20 protein-coding genes are annotated in these 22,646 nt (G+C 60.4%); 6 read left to right on the top strand and 14 right to left on the bottom strand.

The genetic code is table 11. From position 1 onward, the window contains the following. The first annotated feature begins 659 nt into the window (after positions 1–659). Positions 660–1,727 carry a tRNA 2-thiouridine(34) synthase MnmA gene (gene mnmA / locus Q6L55_06165; GenBank protein MEN9258298.1) on the top strand — a complete coding sequence of 356 codons (1,068 nt, stop codon included), beginning with the start codon at positions 660–662 and terminating at the stop codon, positions 1,725–1,727. Here the strand turns inward: mnmA and ribBA are convergent. From ribBA to pdxH, 3 genes are all read right to left on the bottom strand, one after another. Beyond that, positions 1,702–3,336, bottom strand: a complete 1,635-nt coding sequence (gene ribBA, locus Q6L55_06160) for a bifunctional 3,4-dihydroxy-2-butanone-4-phosphate synthase/GTP cyclohydrolase II (protein ID MEN9258297.1) — start codon at positions 3,334–3,336, stop codon at positions 1,702–1,704. The two genes, mnmA and ribBA, sit on opposite strands and share 26 nt — an antisense overlap. Before the next feature lie 112 nt (positions 3,337–3,448). Continuing rightward, the gene (locus Q6L55_06155) at positions 3,449–3,682 is read right to left on the bottom strand and encodes an NblA/ycf18 family protein (GenBank protein ID MEN9258296.1); all 234 of its coding nucleotides are present in this window, start codon (positions 3,680–3,682) and stop codon (positions 3,449–3,451) included. A 119-nt stretch (positions 3,683–3,801) separates the two neighbouring features. Beyond that, complete coding sequence (pdxH, locus tag Q6L55_06150) at positions 3,802–4,440, bottom strand: pyridoxamine 5'-phosphate oxidase (GenBank protein MEN9258295.1); 639 nt, start codon at positions 4,438–4,440, stop codon at positions 3,802–3,804. A gap of 106 nt (positions 4,441–4,546) precedes the next feature. Here pdxH and gloB point away from each other — a divergent pair, with 106 nt between their 5' ends. The 3 genes from gloB to recJ are packed head-to-tail and all read left to right on the top strand — an operon-like array spanning position 4,547 to position 7,942. Then, positions 4,547–5,317 (top strand): hydroxyacylglutathione hydrolase, encoded by a 771-nt coding sequence (gene gloB / locus Q6L55_06145; GenBank protein ID MEN9258294.1) that lies wholly within the window; start codon positions 4,547–4,549, stop codon positions 5,315–5,317. Positions 5,318–5,321: 4 nt separating this feature from the next. Next, a complete protein-coding gene (gene folB, locus Q6L55_06140) occupies positions 5,322–5,684 on the top strand; it encodes a dihydroneopterin aldolase (GenBank protein ID MEN9258293.1) in 363 nt (120 codons plus the stop codon). Positions 5,685–5,686: 2 nt separating this feature from the next. Then, positions 5,687–7,942 (top strand): single-stranded-DNA-specific exonuclease RecJ, encoded by a 2,256-nt coding sequence (recJ, locus tag Q6L55_06135; GenBank protein ID MEN9258292.1) that lies wholly within the window; start codon positions 5,687–5,689, stop codon positions 7,940–7,942. A 10-nt stretch (positions 7,943–7,952) separates the two neighbouring features. Here the strand turns inward: recJ and Q6L55_06130 are convergent, their stop codons facing one another. From Q6L55_06130 to Q6L55_06105, 6 genes are all read right to left on the bottom strand, one after another. Next, positions 7,953–8,249 (bottom strand): HU family DNA-binding protein, encoded by a 297-nt coding sequence (locus tag Q6L55_06130; GenBank protein MEN9258291.1) that lies wholly within the window; start codon positions 8,247–8,249, stop codon positions 7,953–7,955. 129 nt (positions 8,250–8,378) lie between these two features. After that, a complete protein-coding gene (ispF, locus tag Q6L55_06125; protein MEN9258290.1) occupies positions 8,379–8,870 on the bottom strand; it encodes a 2-C-methyl-D-erythritol 2,4-cyclodiphosphate synthase in 492 nt (163 codons plus the stop codon). Further along, positions 8,867–9,103, bottom strand: a complete 237-nt coding sequence (gene rpmB / locus Q6L55_06120; GenBank protein MEN9258289.1) for a 50S ribosomal protein L28 — start codon at positions 9,101–9,103, stop codon at positions 8,867–8,869. The genes ispF and rpmB overlap by 4 nt, the downstream gene beginning before the upstream one ends. A 15-nt stretch (positions 9,104–9,118) precedes the next feature. After that, entirely contained in the window at positions 9,119–9,442 is a 324-nt protein-coding gene (gene trxA, locus Q6L55_06115; GenBank protein MEN9258288.1) for a thioredoxin, read from the bottom strand. Positions 9,443–9,699: 257 nt separating this feature from the next. Then, the gene (locus tag Q6L55_06110) at positions 9,700–10,869 is read right to left on the bottom strand and encodes a GuaB3 family IMP dehydrogenase-related protein (protein ID MEN9258287.1); all 1,170 of its coding nucleotides are present in this window, start codon (positions 10,867–10,869) and stop codon (positions 9,700–9,702) included. 67 nt (positions 10,870–10,936) lie between these two features. Next, a complete protein-coding gene (locus tag Q6L55_06105; GenBank protein MEN9258286.1) occupies positions 10,937–12,808 on the bottom strand; it encodes an AMP-binding protein in 1,872 nt (623 codons plus the stop codon). A 103-nt stretch (positions 12,809–12,911) separates the two neighbouring features. Between Q6L55_06105 and Q6L55_06100 the strand changes: the two genes are divergently transcribed. Both Q6L55_06100 and Q6L55_06095 read left to right on the top strand, forming a co-directional pair. Continuing rightward, complete coding sequence (locus Q6L55_06100) at positions 12,912–13,217, top strand: hypothetical protein (protein MEN9258285.1); 306 nt, start codon at positions 12,912–12,914, stop codon at positions 13,215–13,217. A 19-nt stretch (positions 13,218–13,236) separates the two neighbouring features. Then, positions 13,237–14,910, top strand: a complete 1,674-nt coding sequence (locus tag Q6L55_06095) for an AarF/ABC1/UbiB kinase family protein (protein ID MEN9258284.1) — start codon at positions 13,237–13,239, stop codon at positions 14,908–14,910. Here the strand turns inward: Q6L55_06095 and Q6L55_06090 are convergent. The 5 genes from Q6L55_06090 to Q6L55_06070 are packed head-to-tail and all read right to left on the bottom strand — an operon-like array spanning position 14,907 to position 22,568. After that, the gene (locus Q6L55_06090; protein MEN9258283.1) at positions 14,907–16,043 is read right to left on the bottom strand and encodes a pentapeptide repeat-containing protein; all 1,137 of its coding nucleotides are present in this window, start codon (positions 16,041–16,043) and stop codon (positions 14,907–14,909) included. The two genes, Q6L55_06095 and Q6L55_06090, sit on opposite strands and share 4 nt — an antisense overlap. Before the next feature lie 57 nt (positions 16,044–16,100). Further along, positions 16,101–17,078, bottom strand: coding sequence for a UDP-glucose 4-epimerase GalE (gene galE, locus Q6L55_06085; GenBank protein MEN9258282.1), 978 nt, complete (start codon positions 17,076–17,078; stop codon positions 16,101–16,103). Then, positions 17,066–18,007 (bottom strand): SDR family oxidoreductase, encoded by a 942-nt coding sequence (locus Q6L55_06080; GenBank protein ID MEN9258281.1) that lies wholly within the window; start codon positions 18,005–18,007, stop codon positions 17,066–17,068. Before Q6L55_06080 ends, galE begins: the two co-directional genes overlap by 13 nt. Next, complete coding sequence (locus tag Q6L55_06075) at positions 18,007–19,392, bottom strand: UDP-glucose/GDP-mannose dehydrogenase family protein (GenBank protein ID MEN9258280.1); 1,386 nt, start codon at positions 19,390–19,392, stop codon at positions 18,007–18,009. The genes Q6L55_06080 and Q6L55_06075 overlap by 1 nt, the downstream gene beginning before the upstream one ends. Before the next feature lie 35 nt (positions 19,393–19,427). Further along, complete coding sequence (locus tag Q6L55_06070; protein MEN9258279.1) at positions 19,428–22,568, bottom strand: EAL domain-containing protein; 3,141 nt, start codon at positions 22,566–22,568, stop codon at positions 19,428–19,430. Between the last annotated feature and the right edge of the window lie 78 nt (positions 22,569–22,646).

Here is a 22,646-nt window from a genome sequence, read left to right as displayed (position 1 = left end):
GCAAGGCTTTGGTAGAGCGTTACGTCTCAAACTCTTCATCCCGGTATGCGGGATTGAAACATGATGTCATGCGGTTCTAGGTCAGGCAGTTCCCTTTGTCTCAAACTCTTCATCCCGGTATGCGGGATTGAAACCCCACGACATCCCTGGCCAAGAATCCGGCAATCTTGTCTCAAACTCTTCATCCCGGTATGCGGGATTGAAACTGGCCAGAAAATCGGCGCAGGACCTGATAAAGTCGGGTCTCAAACTCTTCATCCCGGTATGCGGGATTGAAACTTATGTCGGGTCCTGACATTGTTGGGTACACCGTACAGTCTCAAACTCTTCATCCCGGTATGCGGGATTGAAACGTCCTGTAAAATCTTGCGGAAATCGACACCAGGACTAGTCTCAAACTCTTCATCCCGGTATGCGGGATTGAAACAATCACTCGGTAAAGCGTTGGCCAAAATCCTGACAGTCTCAAACTCTTCATCCCGGTTGCGGGATTGAAAGGGATTCAAAGGGATTGAAACCCGAAAACCGAAGGGTAACAGGCGCGGATATCAAGAGTATGCGGGATTGAAAGGAATTGAAACTCATGTAAGACTGCAATGCCCCCGCACCCCCTGCATCCCCTGTCATAATAGATAAAGAAAGAGTGTTGTTGTTTAAGTATGAAGAAGGAACGGGTCGTCGTGGGCATGTCAGGGGGTGTGGATAGCTCCACCGCTGCTGCGCACTTGGTAGCCCAGGGCTATGACGTAATCGGCCTGACCCTGTGGCTGATGCCCGGTAAGGGACAGTGTTGCAGCGAAGGCATGGTGGATGCGGCCCGGGTTTGCGCCCAATTGAGCATTCCCCACCATGTGGTGGATATGCGGGAGGTGTTCCGGGGCCAAATTATGGACTACCTGGTGCAGGGCTATAGCCAAGGTACTACGCCGCTACCCTGTTCCCAATGCAATCGCTGGGTGAAATTCGGCCCCATGTTGCAGTACGCACGGGACACCTGGGGAGTTGAACGCATTGCCACCGGTCACTACGCCCGCATCACCTTTAACCCGGACACGGGACGTTACGAACTCCGTCGGGCCGTGGACCGTCGCAAGGACCAGTCTTACTTTCTTTACACCCTGGAGCAGGAACACCTGGCGGCGACGCTGTTTCCCCTCGGTGGACTCACGAAAACCCAAACCCGCGCCCTAGCAGCCCAGTATGGTCTAGCGACGGCCACCAAACCCGAAAGCCAGGACTTATGTCTCATCGAGGCCCATGGCTCCATGCAGGCATTTCTGGACCGCTATTTGCCCCCCAAACAAGGAGAAATCGTCAATCGCCAGGGACAAGTACTGGGCTATCACTCGGGCGTGCATCACTATACGATTGGGCAACGGCGGGGCCTGGGTATCGCCGCACCGGAACCGCTTTACGTCCTAGCGCTGGATGCCCCCAACAACCGGGTGATCGTCGGAACGCGGGAAGAAGCCCTGTCGCTGGGTTGCTACGTGCATCGCTTGAATTGGGTGAGTATCGCCCCGCCTACCACCCCCTTGTCCTGCCAGGTGCAAATCCGCTACCAGTCGCCGGCGGTGGACTGCTGGGTGGTGCCCCAAACTGATGGCACGGTGGAAGTGAAATTCGCCGAACCCCAATTCGGTGTCACTCCCGGACAAGCCGCCGTGTTTTACCAAGACGACCTGCTCCTGGGAGGCGGTATTATTCACAAGGCCATTGATAAATGACCTGCGTGGTCAGGGGTGCATCGTTGGGGTAGGGACGGCGGTCCAGTTGTACCTGTAGGTTGAGCAGGGGGTCTTTGCCCGTCGCCAGCAAAAATTCCAACGAGCGCAAACCAGGCCAGGTATGCACCTGTTGCAGGATGGCCATAACGGCTTGGTAGTAGGGATGATCCGGTTGCCGGTACCAGTTCGGGGAGGCCAAATCTGGCTGGTCAAACCCCAAATGCACAATGAGTTCGGCATGGTCAAACACCGCCGCCGCCACTGACCGGGTCACCTCCCGCAGGCGCAGGTCATGCAGGGTTGTTAAGTGGCGCAACTTTTCCAGATACGTGTAGCGTTCGGTGGGGGTGGGAGTCCGTCGCCAGTGCAACGCCAGGGCCATCAGGTACGTTTGCAGCAACAAATGCCCCAGCTTGTCCGCCTTGGTGGCCAGGTAGTGCAAATTGTGCTGGGTAATTTCCACGATCAAGGGCACCCGCTCCACCACCGTCAGCCCGTAACCCCGCAAACCGGCAATTTTCCGGGGATTGTTGGTGATCAGGCGAATCTGATTCACCCCCAAATCGTGGAGGATCTGGGCGCCCACCCCGTAGTTGCGCAAATCCGCTGGAAACCCCAGCTTTTCGTTGGCCTCCACCGTGTCAAAGCCCTGGTCCTGGAGCGCATAGGCCTTGAGCTTATTAATTAAACCAATGCCCCGCCCCTCCTGGCGCAGATAGACCACCACCCCCTGGCCCGCATGCTCGATCATTTTCAAGGCCGCCTGCAACTGACGCCGGCAATCGCAGCGCAGCGACCCCAGGGCATCCCCCGTTAAGCACTCCGAATGCACCCGCACCAGCACCGGTTGGTGGGGAAAGTTGCGCGGGTCCCCCTTGACAATGGCTACGTGTTCCGAACCGTCCTGCCGGTTGCGATAGCCGTAAATCTGAAAATGACCGAATTCCGTCGGCAAATCCGCCACCGACTCCCGCACCACAAACCGTTCATGCTGCAACCGATACTGGATCAAATCGGCAATGCTAATGATGAGTAGGTTGTGCTTGCGGGCGTAGGCAAACAGCTCCGGCAGCCGCGCCATGGAACCGTCCGGGTTTTGGATTTCACAAATCACCCCCGCTGGATATAACCCCGCCAAGCGCGCCAAATCCACCGCCGCCTCCGTGTGACCGGCCCGCTCCAGCACACCCCCCGGTTTGGCGCGAATGGGAAACACATGCCCCGGTCGCCGTAAATCCTCCGGGCGGGTGCGCGGGTCCAACACCACCTGAATCGTCTTGGCCCGGTCTTCGGCGGAAATCCCCGTCGTCACTCCAAACTCCGGCGCCGCATCCACACTCACCGTAAAGGCCGTCTGGTTGGGGTCGGTGCTGTTGCTCACCATCAGGGGCAGCTGCAACTCATCCAGCCGTTCCCCCGTCAAGGCCAGGCAAATTAACCCCCGCGCCTCCACCGCCATGAAATTAATCATGCTGGGGGTGGCAAATTGGGCGGCACAAACTAAATCCCCCTCGTTTTCCCGCTGCTCGTCATCCACTACAACGATCGCTTGGCCCGCGCGCAGAGCCGCCAATGCTTCTGGAATACTGGCAAACCGTTTTTCTGTCACCTACAGGACATGAACCCCAGCTGTTCCATTCTATCCCGCTGGCAATGGTCACCGCCGACTCCCGGCCCGATTCCCCCCGGAATCCGACCAGAAATCGCGGCTCATCCTGGCCTCACAGCCCCGGCTCAATCCCCCACTGGAACTTGAGAAAATGCTGGTACATTTTCTCCTTGAGCAACATGTGGTGGTAGAGCTTGACCAGAAACTCCTGGGCCTGCTCCCGGCTCATCTGCCGCACCTGGGTTTCAAACGACCGCAGGCTGAACTCCTGCTCCAGGGATAACTCAAAGGGTTGATCGTCCATCACAACCTCCTCCGGGTCCACAACACCCCGGTTACTCACCATAACGCTTAGTTAAGAAATATAAACGAATTCTTGACAAAGCGCCAGGTGCGTATTACGCGGACCGGGTTAAGAAAGTTGTAACAGGAGTACCCCGGCGAGAAGTGTTCACAGCGAACCTTTTAGGGGGCCAGGCGGTATTGGCGCCAGGTGCCATCGGGTTGGCGGTCGTAGGCGATGCGGTCGTGCAGGCGGGAAGGACGCCCCTGCCAGAACTCAATCCAGTGGGGGGTCAGGCGGTAGCCACCCCAGTAGGGGGGTCGGGGAATGTCTTGACCATCGTACTGCCGCACCAGTTGGGCAAAGCGGTCCTCCAGCACCTGTCGGTCGGGAATTTCCTGGCTCTGGGGAGAGGTCCAGGCACCGATTTGGCTTGCGCGGGGGCGCTGGCGGAAGTAAGCGTCGCATTCATCGGCAGAAAGAAGGGTCACTGGCCCCCGAAACCGCACCTGGCGCTCCAGGGGTTCCCACCAAAAGACCAGGGCGCCGTAGGGGCAATGGGTTAAATCCCGTCCCTTGCGGCTGGTGAGGTTGGTGTAAAACTGTAGGCCGTCCCGGTCAAAGCCCTTGAGCAAAACCACGCGCGCGTCGGGGTGGCCCTGTTCATCCACCGTCGCTAGGGTCATGGCGTTGGGTTCGCGAATCGGTGCAGCGCAGGCCTCGGCAAACCAGCGCTCGAATTGCACCCAGGGGTCTGGGTCGGCCGTCAACAGGGTATCGCGGTTGTAGTCCAGACGTAGGTTAGCGACATCCATGTTCATGGCCAGTCCCCACAGGATTTCCGACCCCTATTATGGCAAATCCCTACTTTTCGGCGCTCGGGCGGCCTGTGCTAAAATGCAACGGGCGAATGGGGAGTAATCTAGGATGCACATCACCTGCTTGCCGGCGCTGCGGGACAACTACATCTTTGTGCTGTGGGATGGGCCGGGGGGCCAGGCGGCGGTGGTGGACCCGGCAGAACCGGCAACGGTGTTGGGGTTTTTGCAGGAGCAGGGCTTGACCTTGACAGCCATCTTCAACACCCACCATCACGGGGACCATGTGGGGGGCAATTTGGATTTGCTGGCCCGTTTCCCCCAGGCAACGGTGTACGGCGGGGAGAAAGACCGGGGCCGGATTCCGGGACAACGGGTGTTTTTGGCCCCTGGGGACGTGGTGACGTTTGCCGGACGGCGGGCAGAGATTTTGTTTGTTCCCGGTCATACCCAGGCCCACATCGCCTATTACTTCTTGCCGACGGCGGACCAGCCGGGGGATTTGTTCATCGGGGATACGTTGTTTTCCGGGGGCTGTGGGCGGTTGTTTGAGGGCACGCCGGCCCAGATGCTCAACTCCCTGGCGCAATTGCGGCCGTTGCCGGATGACACTCGGGTGTGGTGTGCCCACGAATACACGGAAAATAATCTGCGTTTTGCCCTGACGGTGGAGCCGGACAATGCCGACTTGCAAACCTATGCCCAACAGGTCCGGGCGCGGCGGCAAAGGGGGGAAGCCACCATTCCCAGCACCCTGGGGTTGGAAAAGCGGATCAACCCGTTTTTGCGCTGGGATGTGCCGGCGGTTCAGCAAGCCACAGGCAGCACGGACCCGGTCACCGTCTTTGCCCGTTTACGCAGCCGCAAGGACCAGTTCTAGGCCAATGACGGACGCCCTTTACCTGCACAACATCCGCGCCTACGGCTACACGGGGTTCCTACCAGAGGAACGAACGCTGGGGCAGTGGTTTGCGGTGGACCTGAAGCTGGAGTTGTCCCTGGAAAAGGCAGCGCAGACGGACGACATTGCCGACACGGTGGATTACCGGGGGGTGATCGAGCAGGTGCAGAGCACCATTGCCGGGGCGCGGTTTTACCTACTGGAGCGACTGGCCCATGTCTTGGCGGAAAAGGTGCTGGCGTGGCCATTGGTGCGGGGGGTGACGGTGCGGGTGACCAAGGTGGCACCGCCGATTCCCAATTTCCCAGGCCAGGTGAGCGTGGAAGTACACCGGACGAAGGGGTAGCGATGGTCCGTTGGCCGCCCCAGCGCTGGTTATTGCCGTCGCCGGTGCCCCGGGTCGAGGAATTGGCCCACAAGCTGGGGTTATCACCCCTGACAGTGCGGGTGCTGTGGGAGCGGGGGTTGCAAACAGAAAGGGACATCCGCCGGTTTCTGGCCCCCCAACCGGAACCCTTGCCCCCGCCGGCAGAACACTTTCGCGACCTGCCCGCAGCCGTAACCATCCTGGAGCAGGCAGCCCGCCAGAAATACCCGGTGGCCATCTGTGGGGACTACGACGCGGATGGCATGACCAGCACAGCCCTGTTATTGCGGTTGTTGCGGGGGGTAGGGATCACCGTTGACTACGCCATTCCCAGCCGGATGCAGGAGGGGTATGGGATCAACGAGCGGATTGTGCGGGAGTTTCACGCTCAAGGGGTACGGGTGCTGATTACGGTGGACAACGGGATTGCCGCTCCTGGCCCGGTGGCCCTGGCGGTGGCGCTGGGGATGCAAGTCATTATTACGGACCATCACGAACCACCCCCGGAACTGCCCCCTGCCCAGGCCATCTTGAATCCCCGCTTGCTCCCGGCGGATTCCCCCTACCGGAGTTTGGCTGGGGTGGGGGTGGCCTACATCCTGGGACAGGCGTTGCTGGAGCATCTGGGGTATGACCCGGCGGCCACGGAACCGTTGCTGGAATTGTTTACCTTGGGGACGATTGCCGACCTGGCACCTTTAACGGGGGTCAATCGCCGCTGGGTCAAGCAGGGGCTGCACTTACTGGCGGCTTCCCGGTTGGCGGGGGTACGGGCGCTGATTACCGTGGCGGGCCTGGCGCAAGTGGATCACTTTGACCCGGACCATATCGGGTTCCAACTGGGGCCGCGTCTCAATGCCATTGGTCGTCTGGGGGACCCCCAGGTGGTGATTGAACTCCTGACCACCGATGACCCCCAGGTAGCCCAGGAGCGGGCACAGGCCTGTGAAGCCGCTAACCAGGAACGTCGCCGGTTGTGCGACCAGATTGAGCAAGAGGCCATAGCTCTGTGGGAGCAGCAGCCCCCCAACCTGACCCAGGAACCCGTGCAGGTGTTGGTGCAACCGGGGTGGCATCACGGGGTGGTCGGCATCGTGGCCTCGCGTTTGGTGGAACGCTACGGGGTGCCCGTGTTTTTAGGAACCTACGAAGACGAGGGGCAAACACGCATCCGGGGGTCGGCGCGGGGGATTCCCGAATTTCATGTGTACGAGGCCCTGCATGCCAGTCGGCAGTGGCTCGAACGCTATGGAGGTCACCGGGCAGCGGGGGGATTTTCCCTACAGGCGGCCCATTTCTCCCAGTGGAAAGCAGCCCTGCAGGCTTTTGGTCGTCGCTGCTTGCAACCCCATCACCTACAACCTCTATTGCAGGTACACGCCCAGGCCCAGTTGGGGGAACTGACACCGGCCTTTTATGACGAACTGCAACGCCTGCAACCCTACGGCATTGACAACCCAACTCCCCAGTTCTGGAGTGCACGGGTGCGGCTGGTCGAGCAGGCCACTGTTGGCAAAGACCGACGTCACGCCAAGTTCAAAGTACGCGACCGCACCGGCGAAAAGGAGGTAGTAGCCTGGGGCTGGGCCGAACATCTACCCCTGCCGGATTGCCTGGACATTGCCTACACCCTGCGGCGCAACGAGTTTCAGGGGCGAGAGGAGGTGCAATTGGAACTCCTGGGCGCCCGCCGTCCCTTACCCCAACTAGAGATACCCTTGCCGCCATCGGTGGCCCAGATGCCTACCTGCCAGCCTTTAACCCACCTAGAGGACCTTGTCGCGGCCCAACCCACCACCCGGTTTTTGCTGTACGGCTACCGGCGGCCGACCCTAAGGGGCTATCCCCATCTCACCTATGACCGGCCCACGGGTGAGCATGACGTTCTCATCCTATGGACCTTGCCCCCCGACCCCCTGCACCTGCGCTGGTTAGTAGCCAAAACCAAACCCCAAGCGATTTACCTAGCCCCCCATCGTCCTCCAGTGCCTGCCGCCGACCAAGTCCTGCGCTGGATTGAGACTACCCTCACTCAAGCCCACGGTACCCCCTGGAACCTGCTGGCAATCGGACAGCAGTACTGGGTGAGTCCGGCGGTATGGGTGGCCGGGTTACGCCTATTGGGCTATGACGCACCTGATTGGCCGGCCACCGACTCCCTGGCAGCCGAGCTAGCACGGTTGGCAACCTGGTACCGCACCCCCTGGCATCAGCTCACCGCCCACCTGCAGCTCTAAAGGATAGCTTCTAAGACTGCTGCTTGGCAGCACCGTTGGCCACCCGTTCCCGGAACAATTTGCCGGCGGAGAAGGTGGGTACCGTTTTGGCCGGAATATGCAACGGTTGACCGGTGCCGGGGTTGCGCCCTTCGCGGGCTTGGCGTTTGCGGGCCTCAAAGGAGCCAAAGCCCACCAGGGTCACCTTCTGACCCGCAGCGACCGAATTGATAATTGCTTCCAGCATGGCGTCTAGGACCGACTCCGCCACTTTTTTGGTCGTACCGACCTTGGAGGCCACCTCTGTGACCAACTCTTCTTTGTTCATAGGTTACGCCTCACCTAATCTACACATGAAACCGGCTGAGCGCTCATCCTTGGTTAAAAAACAAGGCCGTGAACAGCGGTAAAACCAAGGTTTGACGCTTCCAAGCTTAATCAAAGTTTCGCGAATCCGTCAACTGCTATGGGGCATCAGTAACGCCACAGCATAGGCGGCAATGCCTTCCTCCTGGCCAATGGGTCCCAGGCCCTCATTCGTGGTGGCCTTGATCCCCACCTGGTCGGGGGTGACCACCAAGGCAGCCGCCAACCGCTGGCGCATCGCCGGCAAATGGGGTTTGAGCTTGGGGCGCTCAGCAATCACCACCGCATCCACATTGGCCACCTGCCATCCCCGCTCCACCACCAGTTGCCGGACCTGCTGCAACAACCGAATGCTATTAGCGCCGGCCCATTGCGGGTCCCCCGGGGGAAAGTAGTGCCCAATATCCCCCAGACTCAAAGCCCCCAGCAGGGCATCCATAACGGCATGGGTCAGCACATCGGCATCGCTGTGCCCTAATAAACCCAATGGATAGGGAATTTGTACCCCCCCTAGGATCAAGGGACGGTCCGGCACCAGTCGGTGGATGTCGTAGCCATTACCGATACGGAAAGGAGGATTCACAGGGCGTGCAGGTTAATCCCCTGCTCTCGGGCCACTGCCGCCAAACCCCGCCGTTGGAGCGTGCGCAGCGCCTGGGTGGACAACCGCAACCGCACCCACTTGCGCCCCTCCGGCCACCAGACCCGCTTCCACTGCAAATTCACCTCCTGCAGGCGTTTGGTGCGCCGGTGGGAGTGGGACACCGCAAAAGCATTATTGGCCCGTTTACCGGTCAGTTGACAACGTCGCGCCATGACCAGTCCCCCTGCTTACAAATGCTGTTCCAAAGCCTTCACTAACGTCGTTTTCGGAACCGCCCCCATCACCACATCCACCTTTTGGCCCCCTTTGAAAATCATCAGGGTGGGGATGCTGCGAATACCATACTCATTAGCCGTGCGGGGATTTTCGTCCGTGTTGAGCTTGACCACCTTGACCCGGCCCGCGAATTCCCGTGCCACCTCATCCACGACCGGAGCCACCATGCGACAGGGACCACACCAGGGCGCCCAGAAGTCAACCAGCACAGGAATCGGACTCTTGAGCACCTCCTGCTCAAAGGTCGCATCGGTAACTGCGGCTGCTTCAGACATAGATGTCCATCCTTTCTCGATTCGCACCGTCTATCTTACCACAAAACCGGTGATCACCCATCTTGGCGCAAAAAAAAGACCTAAGCACCAGCTTAGGCCAGAGTGTGGTGTGAGGAGTGAACGGAAACTTGCGTCTCCGCACTACCTTATTATAAACAAAGTTTTAGGGAGTCGGGGAAGACAACGTACAGAGGTCTTAAAAATTTGGGTATGCGGCCCGGTAGGTCGGCCATGACTGGGTGGAGGGAGCAGTACCATCACTTGCCCATGCCCAGCTTCTGCGCCCGCTGATAGACCTTGCCCTCCGTCAGTAGCGACGGTGCAATCACCACCTCCACCTTTTGCATCTCCCGCAGGTTCTTGGCCCCCACCGTAGCCATGCTGGTTTTGAGCGCCCCAAGGAGGTTGTGGGTGCCGTCATCTAGCAGCGCCGGTCCCCGCAGGATTTGCTCCAGCGTCCCTGTTGTTCCCACGCGAATCCGGGTGCCCCGGGGTAAGACCGGACTCGGGGTGGCCATCCCCCAGTGGTACCCCCGTCCCGGAGCTTCCTGCGCCCGGGCTAAAGGTGAGCCGATCATCACCCCATCGGCCCCGCAGGCAATGGCTTTGCAAATATCACCCCCAGTGACCAAACCCCCATCGGCAATCACCGGCACATAGCGCCCCGTTTCTGTCTGGTAGTCCTCCCGCGCCGCCGCACAATCAGCAATGGCCGTCGCCTGGGGTACACCGACCCCCAACACTCCCCGGGAAGTACAGGCTGCCCCTGGGCCGATCCCCACCAGCACTGCCGCTGCCCCCGCCCGCATGAGGTTCAAGGCCACCTCATAGGTCACGCAATTCCCCAGCACCACCGGCATGGGCATCTCCTGGCAAAAACGCTCCAGGTTGAGGGCTTCGGTTCCCGGTGCGGCCCAGTGGGTGGGGGAAACCACCGTCGCCTGGACGAAAAACAAATCGGCCCCCGCCTCTGCCGCCAAGGGACCTAACCAACTGGCCCGGCCGGGGGTACAACTGACAGCTGCAATCCCCCCCTGGCGTTTGATTTCCTGAATCCGGGCCGTCACCAACGCCGGTTTGATAGGTTCCTGGTAAAGCTGCTGCATCAGGCCCACGAATTCTTCATTGCCCACCTGAGCGATACGCGCCAGTAGGGGGTCGGGGTCCTCATAGCGGGTTTGCAGGCCCTCCAGGTTCAACACCCCCAGCGCCCCCAATTCCGTCAGGCGTATCGCCATGCGGACATCCACAACCCCGTCCATGGCGCTGGCGATGATGGGAATTTCCCGGGAAATGCCCCCAATCGTCCAATGGGTATCGGTCAATGCCGGGTCAAGGGTGGCTGTACCGGGAACTAGGGCAATTTCGTCAATCCCGTAGGCCCGCCGCGCCTGCTTGCCCCGTCCAATCGGGATCAATGCCTCCATAGCCGCTGTTCCTTAAATTTTATTTAAGTTAACAAATGGCCGCCGATTCTGTCAAAAGCAGTCCTGCTTAGGCATACATCTGGTCAATGAGGTCCCGGTAGCGTTCCATGACCACGTTGCGTTTGATTTTCAGGGTCTGGGTCAGGAGGCCGTTGTCGATGCTAAAGGGTTCGGCTAGCAACCGAAAGGGGCCAATTTGCTCAAAGGGACGCACGCTAGGGCGGTTTTGGGAATAAACCTGGAGTTCGCGGCGGTACAGTTCCAGGACTTCGGGGCTGGCAAGGGTGTAAACCCCGGGAACCGGCGGTTCGTGGGTCAGGCGCAGTTGGTGCCCCTGGGCTTCGGCCCACGCCTGCAAGGCGGATTCGTTAGGGACAATCAAACACCCCAGTTGCCGAGCGTCTTGGCCCACCAACATGATTTGGCTGATGTAGGGGCTTTGTAGGCAGGCGTCTTCAATGGGTTGGGGTTCGATATTCTCGCCGCTGCTGAGCACGATGGTGTCTTTGAGGCGACCGGTGAGCACCAAATCCCCCTGGGGCGTTAACCAGCCCAAATCCCCCGTGTCCAGCCAGCCTTGGTCATCCAGCACACGGGCGGTGGCCTCTGGGTTGCGGTAATAGCCCTGCATCACCTGGGGTCCCCGGGCCAGCACCAGTCCTTTGTGGGCCACGGGCAAGGGTTGGCGGGTTTCCGGGTCCACGATTTTGATTTCGGTTTGGGGCAGGGGTAATCCGGCGGAGTAGCGCAGGTTGTGGGTCACCCGCCGGGCCGTCAAGACTGGGGAGGTTTCCGTTAACCCATAGCCCACCACAATCGTGATCCCCACCACTTCGTAAAAGTCGTCTAGGAAACGAGCGAGGGCGCCGCCACCGCTAGCTCCCTCCCGCAGGCGTCCCCCCACCGCTTGGCGGATTTTGCGGTACACCAGTCGGTCGGCCAGACGATGCACCGGCCAGAGTGCCAGGGCCATTAGGCCATGCACCAGCCGTTGCCGAAAGGAGGGGTACAGGGGGTCCAGGGATAGGTTCTGGTAGACCCGCTTGGCGTAGATATAGCGTTTGCTCAGCCCTAGCAGACGTTGCGCCAGCCGTTGCTTGTTGGGGGGTTGTTTTCGCAATTCCCGCTCGATCCCATCGTAGATGGACTCCCATAGGCGGGGCACGCCGACAATGTGATGGGGGCGAAAGCGGGTCAAATCCTGTTTGAAATGGCGCAGGGTGCTGTAAATCTGGTGAATGCCCCGCGATAGCAGGAAGTACTCGCAAGCGCGTCCGTAACTGTGCCAGGTGGGGAGCAAACTCAGGGCGATGTGGCCAGGGCGGGGGGTAAAGACGACGTGGAGGTTGTGCAATTGGTGCAACAAATTGCCATGGCTGAGCATGACCCCTTTGGGTTGGCCGGTGGTGCCGGAGGTGTAAATCAGGGTGGCCAGGGAGTCAGGCCGGAGATGGGGGGCTTGGAAGGAATGATTGGCTCCGCGTTGCCTCACCTGGTCAAAACTCAGGACACCGTCGCGGCCTTCCCCCCACAGCAGGATGGTGGCGCGCGGTTGCCAGTCGGGCAGATGGGGGGCCAACCGCTGGAGCAGTTCCGGGGTGTCCACCACCAAAAAATGGCTGTCACTGTGGCGATAGATGTAGTCCAGTTCGTCCACCGGAGCGAGAGCCCCGCGCACCACGTCCACCCCCCCTGCCAACATAATCCCTTGGTCGGCAATCAGCCAGCGGGAACTGTTGTCGGCAAACAGGGCTACCCGTTCCCCCGGCTGTAACCCCAGCGCCTGCAATCCTTGGGCAAATTCCTGGATTTGCTGGGCTACTTCGGGATAGGTGAGGCGCACGGGGGGCTGCCGATGGGGTTCTTCCAACGCAATCAGGGTGGGGAAGCGACGGGCTAACTCGGGCCACATGGCGGGCAGATGGGATGGGGCAGCCATAGGTAGGGGCGCAAGAGAGGAACTATTCCTAGAGTAACCCGGATAAACGCCATTGCCGGGAGTAAAGCGTTATAATTTGGGCGGAAGGGGAGGGATCAGTATCGTGGTGCGGGCATTTTTTGTGGGTCGAGCCTTGGCCCAGGCCTTGACGGAACAGGTGGGTCATCTGTTTGGGGAATTGTTGGCGGGTGTCGGGCGGTGGGATGCCCAACAGCGGGAGGCCCTGCGGCAACAGATTCAGATGATTTTGGAGCGGGCAGCCCAGGAGGAGCAGAAAGCAGCCCAAGGGCGTACCCGTACTGCACCAGCCCCAGCCCAGCCGCCCGATTTGCAAACGGCCCTGGATGAGTTGCGTGCCGAAATCGCCCGTTTACGTGCGGAACTGAAGCGGAAGCGTTATCGCCAGTAGAACTAGGGTGGTCCTCCAGGTGCGCACCAGGCAGTACCGTTGGAACCGGGAACACTACTCCCGCTGGCGACGGACTGTGGATATTTGGCTGTTTGTCCTGCGCTTCCTGGCAGCCCAGTGGTGGTATGAGAAAAGCTGGAGCTATCCGGGGGGACCAACGCCGGAAAAACGGGCGGCCCGGCGACGCCGGATTGCTGTTTGGGTGCGGGAAAGTCTGCTGGATTTGGGGCCGACGTTTATTAAGGTAGGGCAGTTGTTTTCCACCCGGGCGGATATTTTCCCGGCGGAATATGTCGAGGAACTGGCCCAACTCCAGGACCAGGTGCCGGCTTTTGGCATGGACCAGGTGGCCAAAATCATCGAGACCGATTTGGGGAAACCGATTGAAAAGTTGTTTCTTCACTTTGAGCCGACCCCCCTAGCAGCGGCCAGTCTGGGACAAGTGCACCGCGCGGAGTTGCCAACGGGGGAACAGGTGGTGGTCAAGGTGCAACGGCCCGGCCTGCGCCAGTTGTTTCAAATTGACCTGGCGATTCTCAAAGACATTGCCCGCTATTTCCAAAATCACCCTAAATGGGGGCCGGGCCGGGACTGGCTGGGGATTTACGAAGAATGCCGTCGTATTTTGTATGAGGAAATTGATTACTTGAACGAGGGGCGCAATGCCGATGAATTTCGGCGCAATTTCCGGGGGGTGGACTGGGTCAAAGTGCCCCGGGTCTATTGGCGCTACTGCTCGCTGCGGGTGCTGACGCTGGAGTATTTGCCGGGGATCAAAATTAGCCACTACAGCGCCCTGGAGGCGGCGGGCCTGGACCGCAAACGCTTGGCGGAATTAAATGCGCGGGCTTACCTGGAGCAGGTGCTCAACCATGGCTTTTTCCACGCTGACCCCCACCCGGGCAATATCGCCGTGGACCCGGACGGCAGTTTGATTTTCTACGACTTCGGCATGATGGGGCGGATTCACCCCCGGACGAAAGAAAAGCTGGTGCAAACGCTCATGAGTATCGTTAACCGGGATGCGGAGGGGGTGATCCAGGCACTGGTGGACCTCAAGGCCTTGGTGCCCCAGGGGGACATGGGACCGGTGCGCCGCTCGTTGCAATACATTCTGGATAACTTGTTGGACAAACCCCTGGAGCTGCAGTCGGTGGCGGCCATCAGCGAGGACCTGTATGCGCTAGCCTATGATCAGCCTTTCCGCTTTCCGGCGACGTTTACGTTTGTACTGCGGGCGTTTTCTACGCTGGAGGGGGTGGGGCGGGGGCTGGATGAAAATTTCCAGTTTTTTACGGTGGCGGCGCCCTACGCACTACAACTGATGGATAACCGCAATCGCCAGGGGGATTTGGATTTGTTGGGGGAATTGGGACGGCAGGCGGCCCAGATGGGCAATTCGGCCCTGAGTTTGCCCCGACGCCTGGAAACGACCTTGACCCACCTGGAGCGGGGGGACTTGGTGCTGCGCACGCGCTCCCTGGAACTGGAACGTCTGGTCCGGCGCTTGAGCGCTCAACAAGCTTCAGGGAACTATCACGTCCTCACAGGTAGCCTGCTGATTTGCGCGACGATTTTACTGGTGCACGGCTACGGCTGGCTGGCGGGCTTGGCGTTGCTGGGGGCGGGGGTGACCGGCTGGCGGGGCTGGCGGGCTTGGCAACGGCACGAGCGCATTGAACGCATGTTCTAGCCGCTGTAGCGCTTGTCGGGGATGCCGTGACAACCGCCAGGAATAGTACTGCGGGTACGCGGGCCGCCCCAGGCACACAGATAAAAGCGTTGCGCTTCGGATAGGTGCATGGCACCAGTGAAATCGGCATCCTCTACGATGGCCCCGGTGTAGGCGCCGGTTTGCAGATTGGGGCGACGACCTTGGGCCCAGGGCTGGTGGGGGCTGGCTTGGTCCAACTGCTCTGGGTCGCCGTAGTAAAAAATGGCCCCCTGGAGATTGGCCCCCACAAATTTGGCCCCCTGGAGATTGCTCATGGCGAAGTTGGCGCGACTGAGGTTGCAACGGCTAAAATCGGTGCCGCTCAAATCCGCGCCGCTGAAATCCACCCGTCGCAGGTCGGTGCCGGCCAGGTCCGCCCCCGCCAACATACTGCCCAGGTTGATCACCCGTTCCCCGTTTTCCCGGTCCTCCTGGTACAGGCCGTTGCCGTCGAGGATGGGGCGACCCAGACGCTGGTCCCGCTTCAGGGGCGTCAGTAGTTTCGCCATGGACAAAAAGCGCACCACCTTGGCCTTGCCCTCGGCATTGACACTGCTAAGCAAAGCGGCGGTGCGGCCCTCGGCAATCATGCGCTCCTGGGGCCAGTCCTCCAGCAACCCCTGGTTATCCAAGGCCAGATCAGAAATGCCCTGGAAATAGGCATCAATCGTCTGTTGCTGGGTAATGCGGTTTTGCTGCTCCGTGAGCACTTTAGAAATCACGTACTGCTGCCAGGAGATGACAGCGGCCACCACCGCCACCAGGATTTGCCCGACCGACCCCAGGCTTTCCCCCAGGGCAGAAACCGCATCCCAATTGATGGGCAACCCCCGCTGGCCCCACACCCACACGCCCAGGCCAATCAAACCGATTAAACCGGCGATGCCCCCCCACAGCAGGGATGCTTGTTCTGGCGGGATTTCCTGAAACAGCCGCTGCAAGGGTTCCCACCAGGACACCAAAGCCACCGCCAGGGCCAATAGGGTCACCCCACCGGCTAGGGCATGCCAACCGGTGGCCACCGCCAGCAGCAACAGCCCTAGCAGTCCTAACACCACCACTGCTTGTAGCTGCCGTAACCAGCGCCGCCAGGGAACCTTCATGGCCGCCATTGCTCGCCCAGGGTCAGCAGGGTCGTCTTTGCACTCTACTAACGATGGCATCACCCATCATACGTTAGGGCGGTGTTGCTGATGCCAGCGCCAGGCCGTGGCGATGATGGTGGGCAGGTCGGAATAGCGGGGTTGCCAGCCCAAGACTCGCTGCGCTCGTGTGACATCCGCCACCAGGATGGGGGGATCGCCCGGACGTCGGGGGCCGGCCTGCATGGCCAACTTTTGCCCCGTCACCTGCTCCACCGTTTCGATGACCTGCCGCACCGAATAGCCCCGGCCCGTGCCCAGATTCAGGATGAGATTGGTGTCGTGGGTCTGGATATAGTCCAATGCCTGCACATGGGCTGCTGCCAAATCCGTTACATGAATATAATCCCGCACTGGCGTACCGTCGGGGGTTGGGTAATCGGTGCCAAAAATCGTGACCGGTTCCCCCCCCAGTAGAGACAGCAACAACCGGGGAATCAAGTGGGTTTCCGGGTCGTGGCATTCCCCCAGTTCTCCCTCCGGGTCAGCTCCCGCCGCATTAAAGTAGCGCAGGGCTGCATAGCGCAACCCATAGGCCTGGCTAAACCAGTGCAACGCTTGTTCGATGGCCCGTTTGGTCTCCCCATAGGGATTCACCGGCTGTTGGGGATGGTCCTCCGTCAAGGGCAACCACTGGGGTATGCCATAGGTAGCACAGGTGGACGAAAACACGATGGTCCGCACGCCCACCGCCACCATCGCCTCCAGCAGGTTCAAGGTGTGGACCAGATTGTTGCGGTAGTACTTGGCCGGCTGCGCCATGGATTCCCCTACGTAGGCATTGGCCGCAAAGTGCATCACCGCCTGGATGTCGTGTTGGTGCAGCACCTCGAGGAGTTTGTCCCGGTCAGCCAAATCCGCCCTTACCCAGGGTCCCCAGCGCACTGCCCAGGGGTGGCCCGTACTAAAGTTATCCAGCACCACCGGCTGATAACCCGCCTGGGCCAGGGCCTTGCAGGTGTGACTGCCGATGTACCCCGCGCCCCCTGTCACTAACACCGCCATCGTTGCCGTATCTCCGCAATCGTGCGTTGCAAACCCGTGCGCAGGTCCACCTGGGGCGACCACTGGAGTTTGGTCTGGGCCAGGGTGATGTCCGGGCAGCGTTGTTTGGGGTCATCCTGGGGCAAAGGGGCAAAGGTGATCCCAGCCTGGGTTCCTGTTAATTCTTGCACCAGGTGGGCCAATGCCATCACCGTCGTTTCCTGGGGGTTGCCTAAGTTCACCGGATGCGGGTAATCCACCCCCATCAGCCGCACAATCCCCTCAATCAGGTCATCAATGTACTGAAAACTGCGCGTTTGCTGGCCATCCCCGTACACCGTTAAAGGCTCTCCCCGCAGCGCCTGGCGGATGAAGTTGGTCACCACCCGCCCGTCGTACAGGTCCATGCGGGGGCCATAGGTATTAAAGATACGCACGATGCGCACCCCCAGCCCGTATTGCCGGTGAAACGCCAGGGTTAGGGCTTCAGCATAGCGTTTGGCCTCGTCATAAACCCCCCGGGGACCAATGCAGTTGACATGGCCCCAATAGTCCTCCCGCTGGGGGTGCTCCTGGGGGTCGCCGTAGACCTCGCTGGTACTGGCCAAAAAAAACCGCGCCCCCTGTCGCCGGGCCAACTCCAATAGGTGATATGTCCCCTCGCCATTGACCCGCAGGGTGGCTACCGGCATGGCCAGGTACTTAGGGGGCGAGGCTGGGCTGGCAAAATGCATCACCCAGTCCAGGGGCTCGCTGACCTCTAGGGGGGCAGTCACATCGTGTTCCAGGCGCTGCAGGTGAGGGTGGTCAACCAAATGGGCCAGGTTCTCCCAGGACCCCGTGCAGCAATTGTCCACCGCGATCACCCGGTAGCCCTCCTGCAGTAAGCGGTCGGTGAGATGGCTCCCCACGAACCCCGCCGCCCCCGTCAGCAGAACCGTCCCCCCCATTAGCGCCCCACTCCCAGATAGGTAAACCCCGCCTGCCGCAGTCGCTCCCGGTCTAGGCAATTGCGCCCGTCAATCAGCAGGGGCTGGCGCATCACCCGCGTCAGGGTCTCCCAGGGCAATTCTTGGTAGTGGGGCCAGTCGGTCACCAGCACGAGCGCATCTGCATCCCGGGCCAGGGCCAGCACGTCGTCGCAATACTGCACCGCCAACTTGGACCACTCCCGCTGTGCCCGTTCCAGAGCCACCGGGTCATGCACCCGCACCGCCACTCCCCGCTCGAGCAACTGCTGGGCAATGTCGTAGGCCGGGGCATCCCGCAGGTCATCCGTGTGGGGCTTAAAGGCCAGGCCCAGCAATCCCACTCGCCGCCCTTTGAGAATTTTCAGCGTCTGTAGGAGCTTATCCACCACTAATTGGCGTTGCTGGGCATTCACCAAGCGGCTGGCCTGGACGATGGGCATTCCCAAGCCGTAGTCCCGCGCCGTGGCAATCAGGGCTGCCGTATCTTTCCCAAAGCAAGAACCACCCCAGCCAATGCCCGCTTGTAAAAACTGGCTGCCGATGCGCTTGTCCAACCCAATTCCCCGGGCAATTTGGGTCACATCCGCCCCGACCCGCTCCGCCAATTGGGCAATTTCGTTGATGAAGCTGATCTTCAAGGCCAGAAACGCATTGGCTGCGTACTTAATCAGTTCGGCAGAGGCCAAATCCGCCGTCACCAGGGGCACCGCTGCCAGGCTCTCCGGTCGGGGCAAAAAACTGGGGGGCGTAAAGCTCTGCTCCAGGATGGGTTGATAAAGCTGGTGCAGGATTTCCAACGCCTGGGGGTCCTGGGTGCCCAACACCACCCGGTCAGGGTAAAAGGTGTCATGGAGCGCCGACCCCTCCCGCAAAAATTCGGGATTGGAGGCCACGGCAAAGCGGGGGGCGGGGGTCGGTCGTTGCCGCAGTGCTTCCTCGATCAACGTCTCCACCCAGTTGCCGCTGCCAATGGGAACCGTGGATTTATTGACAATCACCGTAAACGGCTGGGCCAGGTGCAGCCCAATCCCCTGGGCCGCCTGGCGCACATAGGTCAAATCGGGATTGCCATCCGGCAGGGACGGGGTGCCCACGGCGATGAACACCACCTGGGCTGGGGCAATGGCCGTGGCGTAGTCCGTAGTGAAGGTGATGTGGGAACGAACCAATTGCAGGAGTTCGGCCAAATAGGGTTCGTAGATGGGGATTTCCCCCCCTTGGAGTCGGGCAATTTTCCGGGCATCCACGTCTAACCCCACCACTTGATGCCCCAAGTAGGCCAGGGCCACCCCCGTCGTCAGGCCCACATAGCCCATGCCAATAATTGCGACTTGCACCTGATAGTTATTAGACCGCTGCTGCACTTCCTCAACTAAATATACTGGTTTTGGGGAGCGATTTACTCCCTGGGCCAACAGGGACGTGACTGCAGGAGTTCGGTGGCCGCTGCTGCCGGTAAAGGAGGGGCAAACCAATACCCCTGCCCGTAAATCCGGTCAGCTGGGCTAAAGCTGTGCAGGAGGGCCAACTGCTCCGTGGTTTCGATACCTTCCGCAATCACATCCTTTTCCAAGGTCAGCGCCAGGGTGATGATGGCCTTGACCAACGCCCCCCGCTGGGTCATCTGCTGGATAAACAACCGGTCGATTTTTAGGCAGTCCACCGGCAGATGTTGCAGCCGTGCCAGGGAAGAATAGCCGGTGCCGAAGTCGTCAATGCTCACCTGCACCCCGTGGCGCCGCAATTCACTTAGGGCCTGACTCACGGTCTGGGGGTCGGCCATCAGGATGCCCTCGGTCACCTCCAGCACTAGGGACCGGGGTGGCAGTTGCCAGCGGTCTAAGGCGGTCAAAATTTGGGCCACCAGGGCAGGTGTCCGTCGGAACAGGCGTCCCGAGAGATTGACCGCCACCGTCACGTCGGGTCGTAGCTGGTGCCAATGGGCCAATTGCTGGCAGACCTGCTCTAGCACCCACTCACTTAGGGGATGGATTAACCCGGACTCCTCGGCTGCGGGGATAAACGCCCCCGGCATCACCAAACGTCCCTGGGGTTGTTGCCAACGCAGTAGGGCCTCAAAGCCCACGATAGCTCCCGTTTGCAGATGCACCACCGGCTGGTAGTACAGGACAAATTCTTCTTGGGCCAGTCCCTGCCGCAGGGCCGTCTCTAGCGCCAGTTGTCCCATCACTTGGGCATGCATACCCGGTTGAAATACCTGCACCCCGCAGCGGCCTGCCAATTTGGCTTGGTACATGGCGATGTCGGCATTGCGCAGGATGTCCGCCGGGCCGTAATCCGGGTCGTCGTTGAGACAGATACCGATGCTGCTGCTGAGCACCACCTCCTGCCCCTGGAGCACAAAGGGTTGCTGCAACACCTGCAAGAACTGCTCGGCCATCGCCACCGCCTCCGCTACCCCCGTCACCGGCTCCAGGAGCACGACAAACTCATCGCCGCCAATGCGCGCTAGGGTGTCGCCGGGGCGTAGGTGTTGCTGCAACCGCCGGGCTACTTCCTGCAACATTTCATCGCCGATGGTGTGGCCCAGGCTGTCGTTGACCAGCTTGAACCGGTCCAGGTCGGTAAACAGCACCGCATAGTACCGTCCCTGCTGGGGTTGACAGCGCTGGTGGGCCTGATGCAGACAATCCATGAGAAAGTTACGGTTGGGCAGACCCGTCAGGGCATCGTGGGTGGCTTCGTAGAGCAGGCGGGCTTCCATCTGTTTTTGTCCGGTAATGTCCCGGTACACCCACACCCATTCGCCCCGATCCGGTGCCCCCAGGGAAAGCACAGTCAATTCCACCCAAAAATCCCGCTGGTCCCTGCTGTACTGCACCAGCTCCACCCGCACCGAAGCCCCCTGGCCCATGGAGTTTTGCAGGTACTCCCACTGGGTCAGGTCCGTTTTGGGGCCGCACAGTTCCCCTAACCCCCGTTCCTGCAGCTCCGCTAGCGAATAACCGGTCATGGCCAAAAAGGTGGGGTTGGCGTAGATCACCTGGCCCCGGCGGGTGATCACTATCCCATCATTGGCACAGACCACCACCGATTCCATCAGCTTCAACTGCTCTTGGGCCTGGTGGGTTGCCGTCACATCCCGCCCGACCCACTGCCATTCCACGATTTCCCCTTGGTCGTTGGTAATGGGTTGCCCCTGCCATTGCACCCACCCCCAACTGCCATCCCCCCGCCCCAGGGGCTGTTCTCCAGGCGCTAGACCAAAAGCCGTCGCCGGTTGCTGGAGCACTTCACTGGCTGTTTGGCCCACATAGCGGCAAAAGGCGCTGTTGACAAAGGTGATTTGGTTTTGGGGGGTGTGGCGGCAAATGAGTTCGGTTTGCTGTTCCACAATTTGGCGGTAACGGGCTTCTTCTTGCCGCAGGCGTTCATAGAGTTCTCCCCGGTGCAACGCCAACCCCAGGTAATTGGCCACCTGTTGCACCAACTGGATTTCTGCCTGGTCCCAGAGGTGGGGCTGTTGACAGTGATGCAGAATCAGCAACCCCCAGAAATGATCCCGGTGACGAATTGGCACCACTAGATTGGCCTGCACGTGGAACTGTTGCAATAAAGCCCGATGGCAGGGTTGCAGCGTTGCCCGATCTACATCGTCAATCACACACACCCGCCCCTGCCGATAGGCCGCCAAGTAGCGTTCGTCAAAACAGGGGTCATAGATTTGCGTGTGCAACAGGCGCCAGCGGTCCTCGGCAACGGCCTCAACCCGAAAAGCCACCTTCCCATCGGGGGTCACCGGCGCAATGGCCACCCGGTCTGCTCGCAGCAGGGCCTGCAGACGGTCCACCGCACACTGCATCAGTCCGTCTAGGTCAAACGATTGCAGGATGTTTGCACTGAGCTGGACCAAAAATTGGTTATATTCCCCTTGGCGGCAGGTGGTCTGTTCTGCCTGACGGCGGGCAGTGATGTCCACAGCAGCACCCAAGAAACCGACCCATTCCCCCTGGGCATGGTAGCGGGGCTGGCCCTGGCAGGCTAACCAGATGTATTGCCCCTGGGCATTCTGTAAACGGAATTCGGCTTGGTAGGGTTGACCGCTGGCGATGGCCTGCTGAAACAAGCGGCGCAAGGGAGCCTGGTCTTGGGGATGTACGCGACGCCACCACCCCTCCCCCAGGGCGGCAGCCATCGGCTCTTGGGTCACAACCGTCCACTGCTGGTTGACGTAGGTGACCAACCCCTGTCTATCCGCCAGCCAGAGCAGCACCGGTGCCGCTTCCGCCAGTTGGGCCAATTCCTCCGCCGGTATAGCAATACCCAGGGCCTGGTTATCCGATAGGGGTGTTAACTCCACCACATAGGTTCTGTTGCCAACGGTCAACCGCTGGCGCCGGGGGCGTTGCTGTTGCAGGCAAGCAATAGCGAGGGAGCGTAGCGGTTCCCATATCCAATCATCTCGACGAGGGTCGTTAGCCAACTCCCGCCATACGTACTGTCCCGTAGCCTCTCGTTCCACCCACAGGACAGGATAGGGCAAAACCTGGAGCAGTTGCTGCCATCGGGCCTGGTCCATGTTGAGCTGCGGGTTTACGGTGTGGCCCTTGCCATGACCCAGCCTAACAAATTCCTTCCCCCCCCTCGCGTCCGGTCG

Origin of the sequence: Gloeomargarita sp. SRBZ-1_bins_9 (genome assembly GCA_039794565.1) — a bacterium.
Lineage (GTDB): Bacteria > Cyanobacteriota > Cyanobacteriia > Gloeomargaritales > Gloeomargaritaceae > Gloeomargarita.
This window is presented reverse-complemented; position numbering and strand designations above follow the sequence as displayed.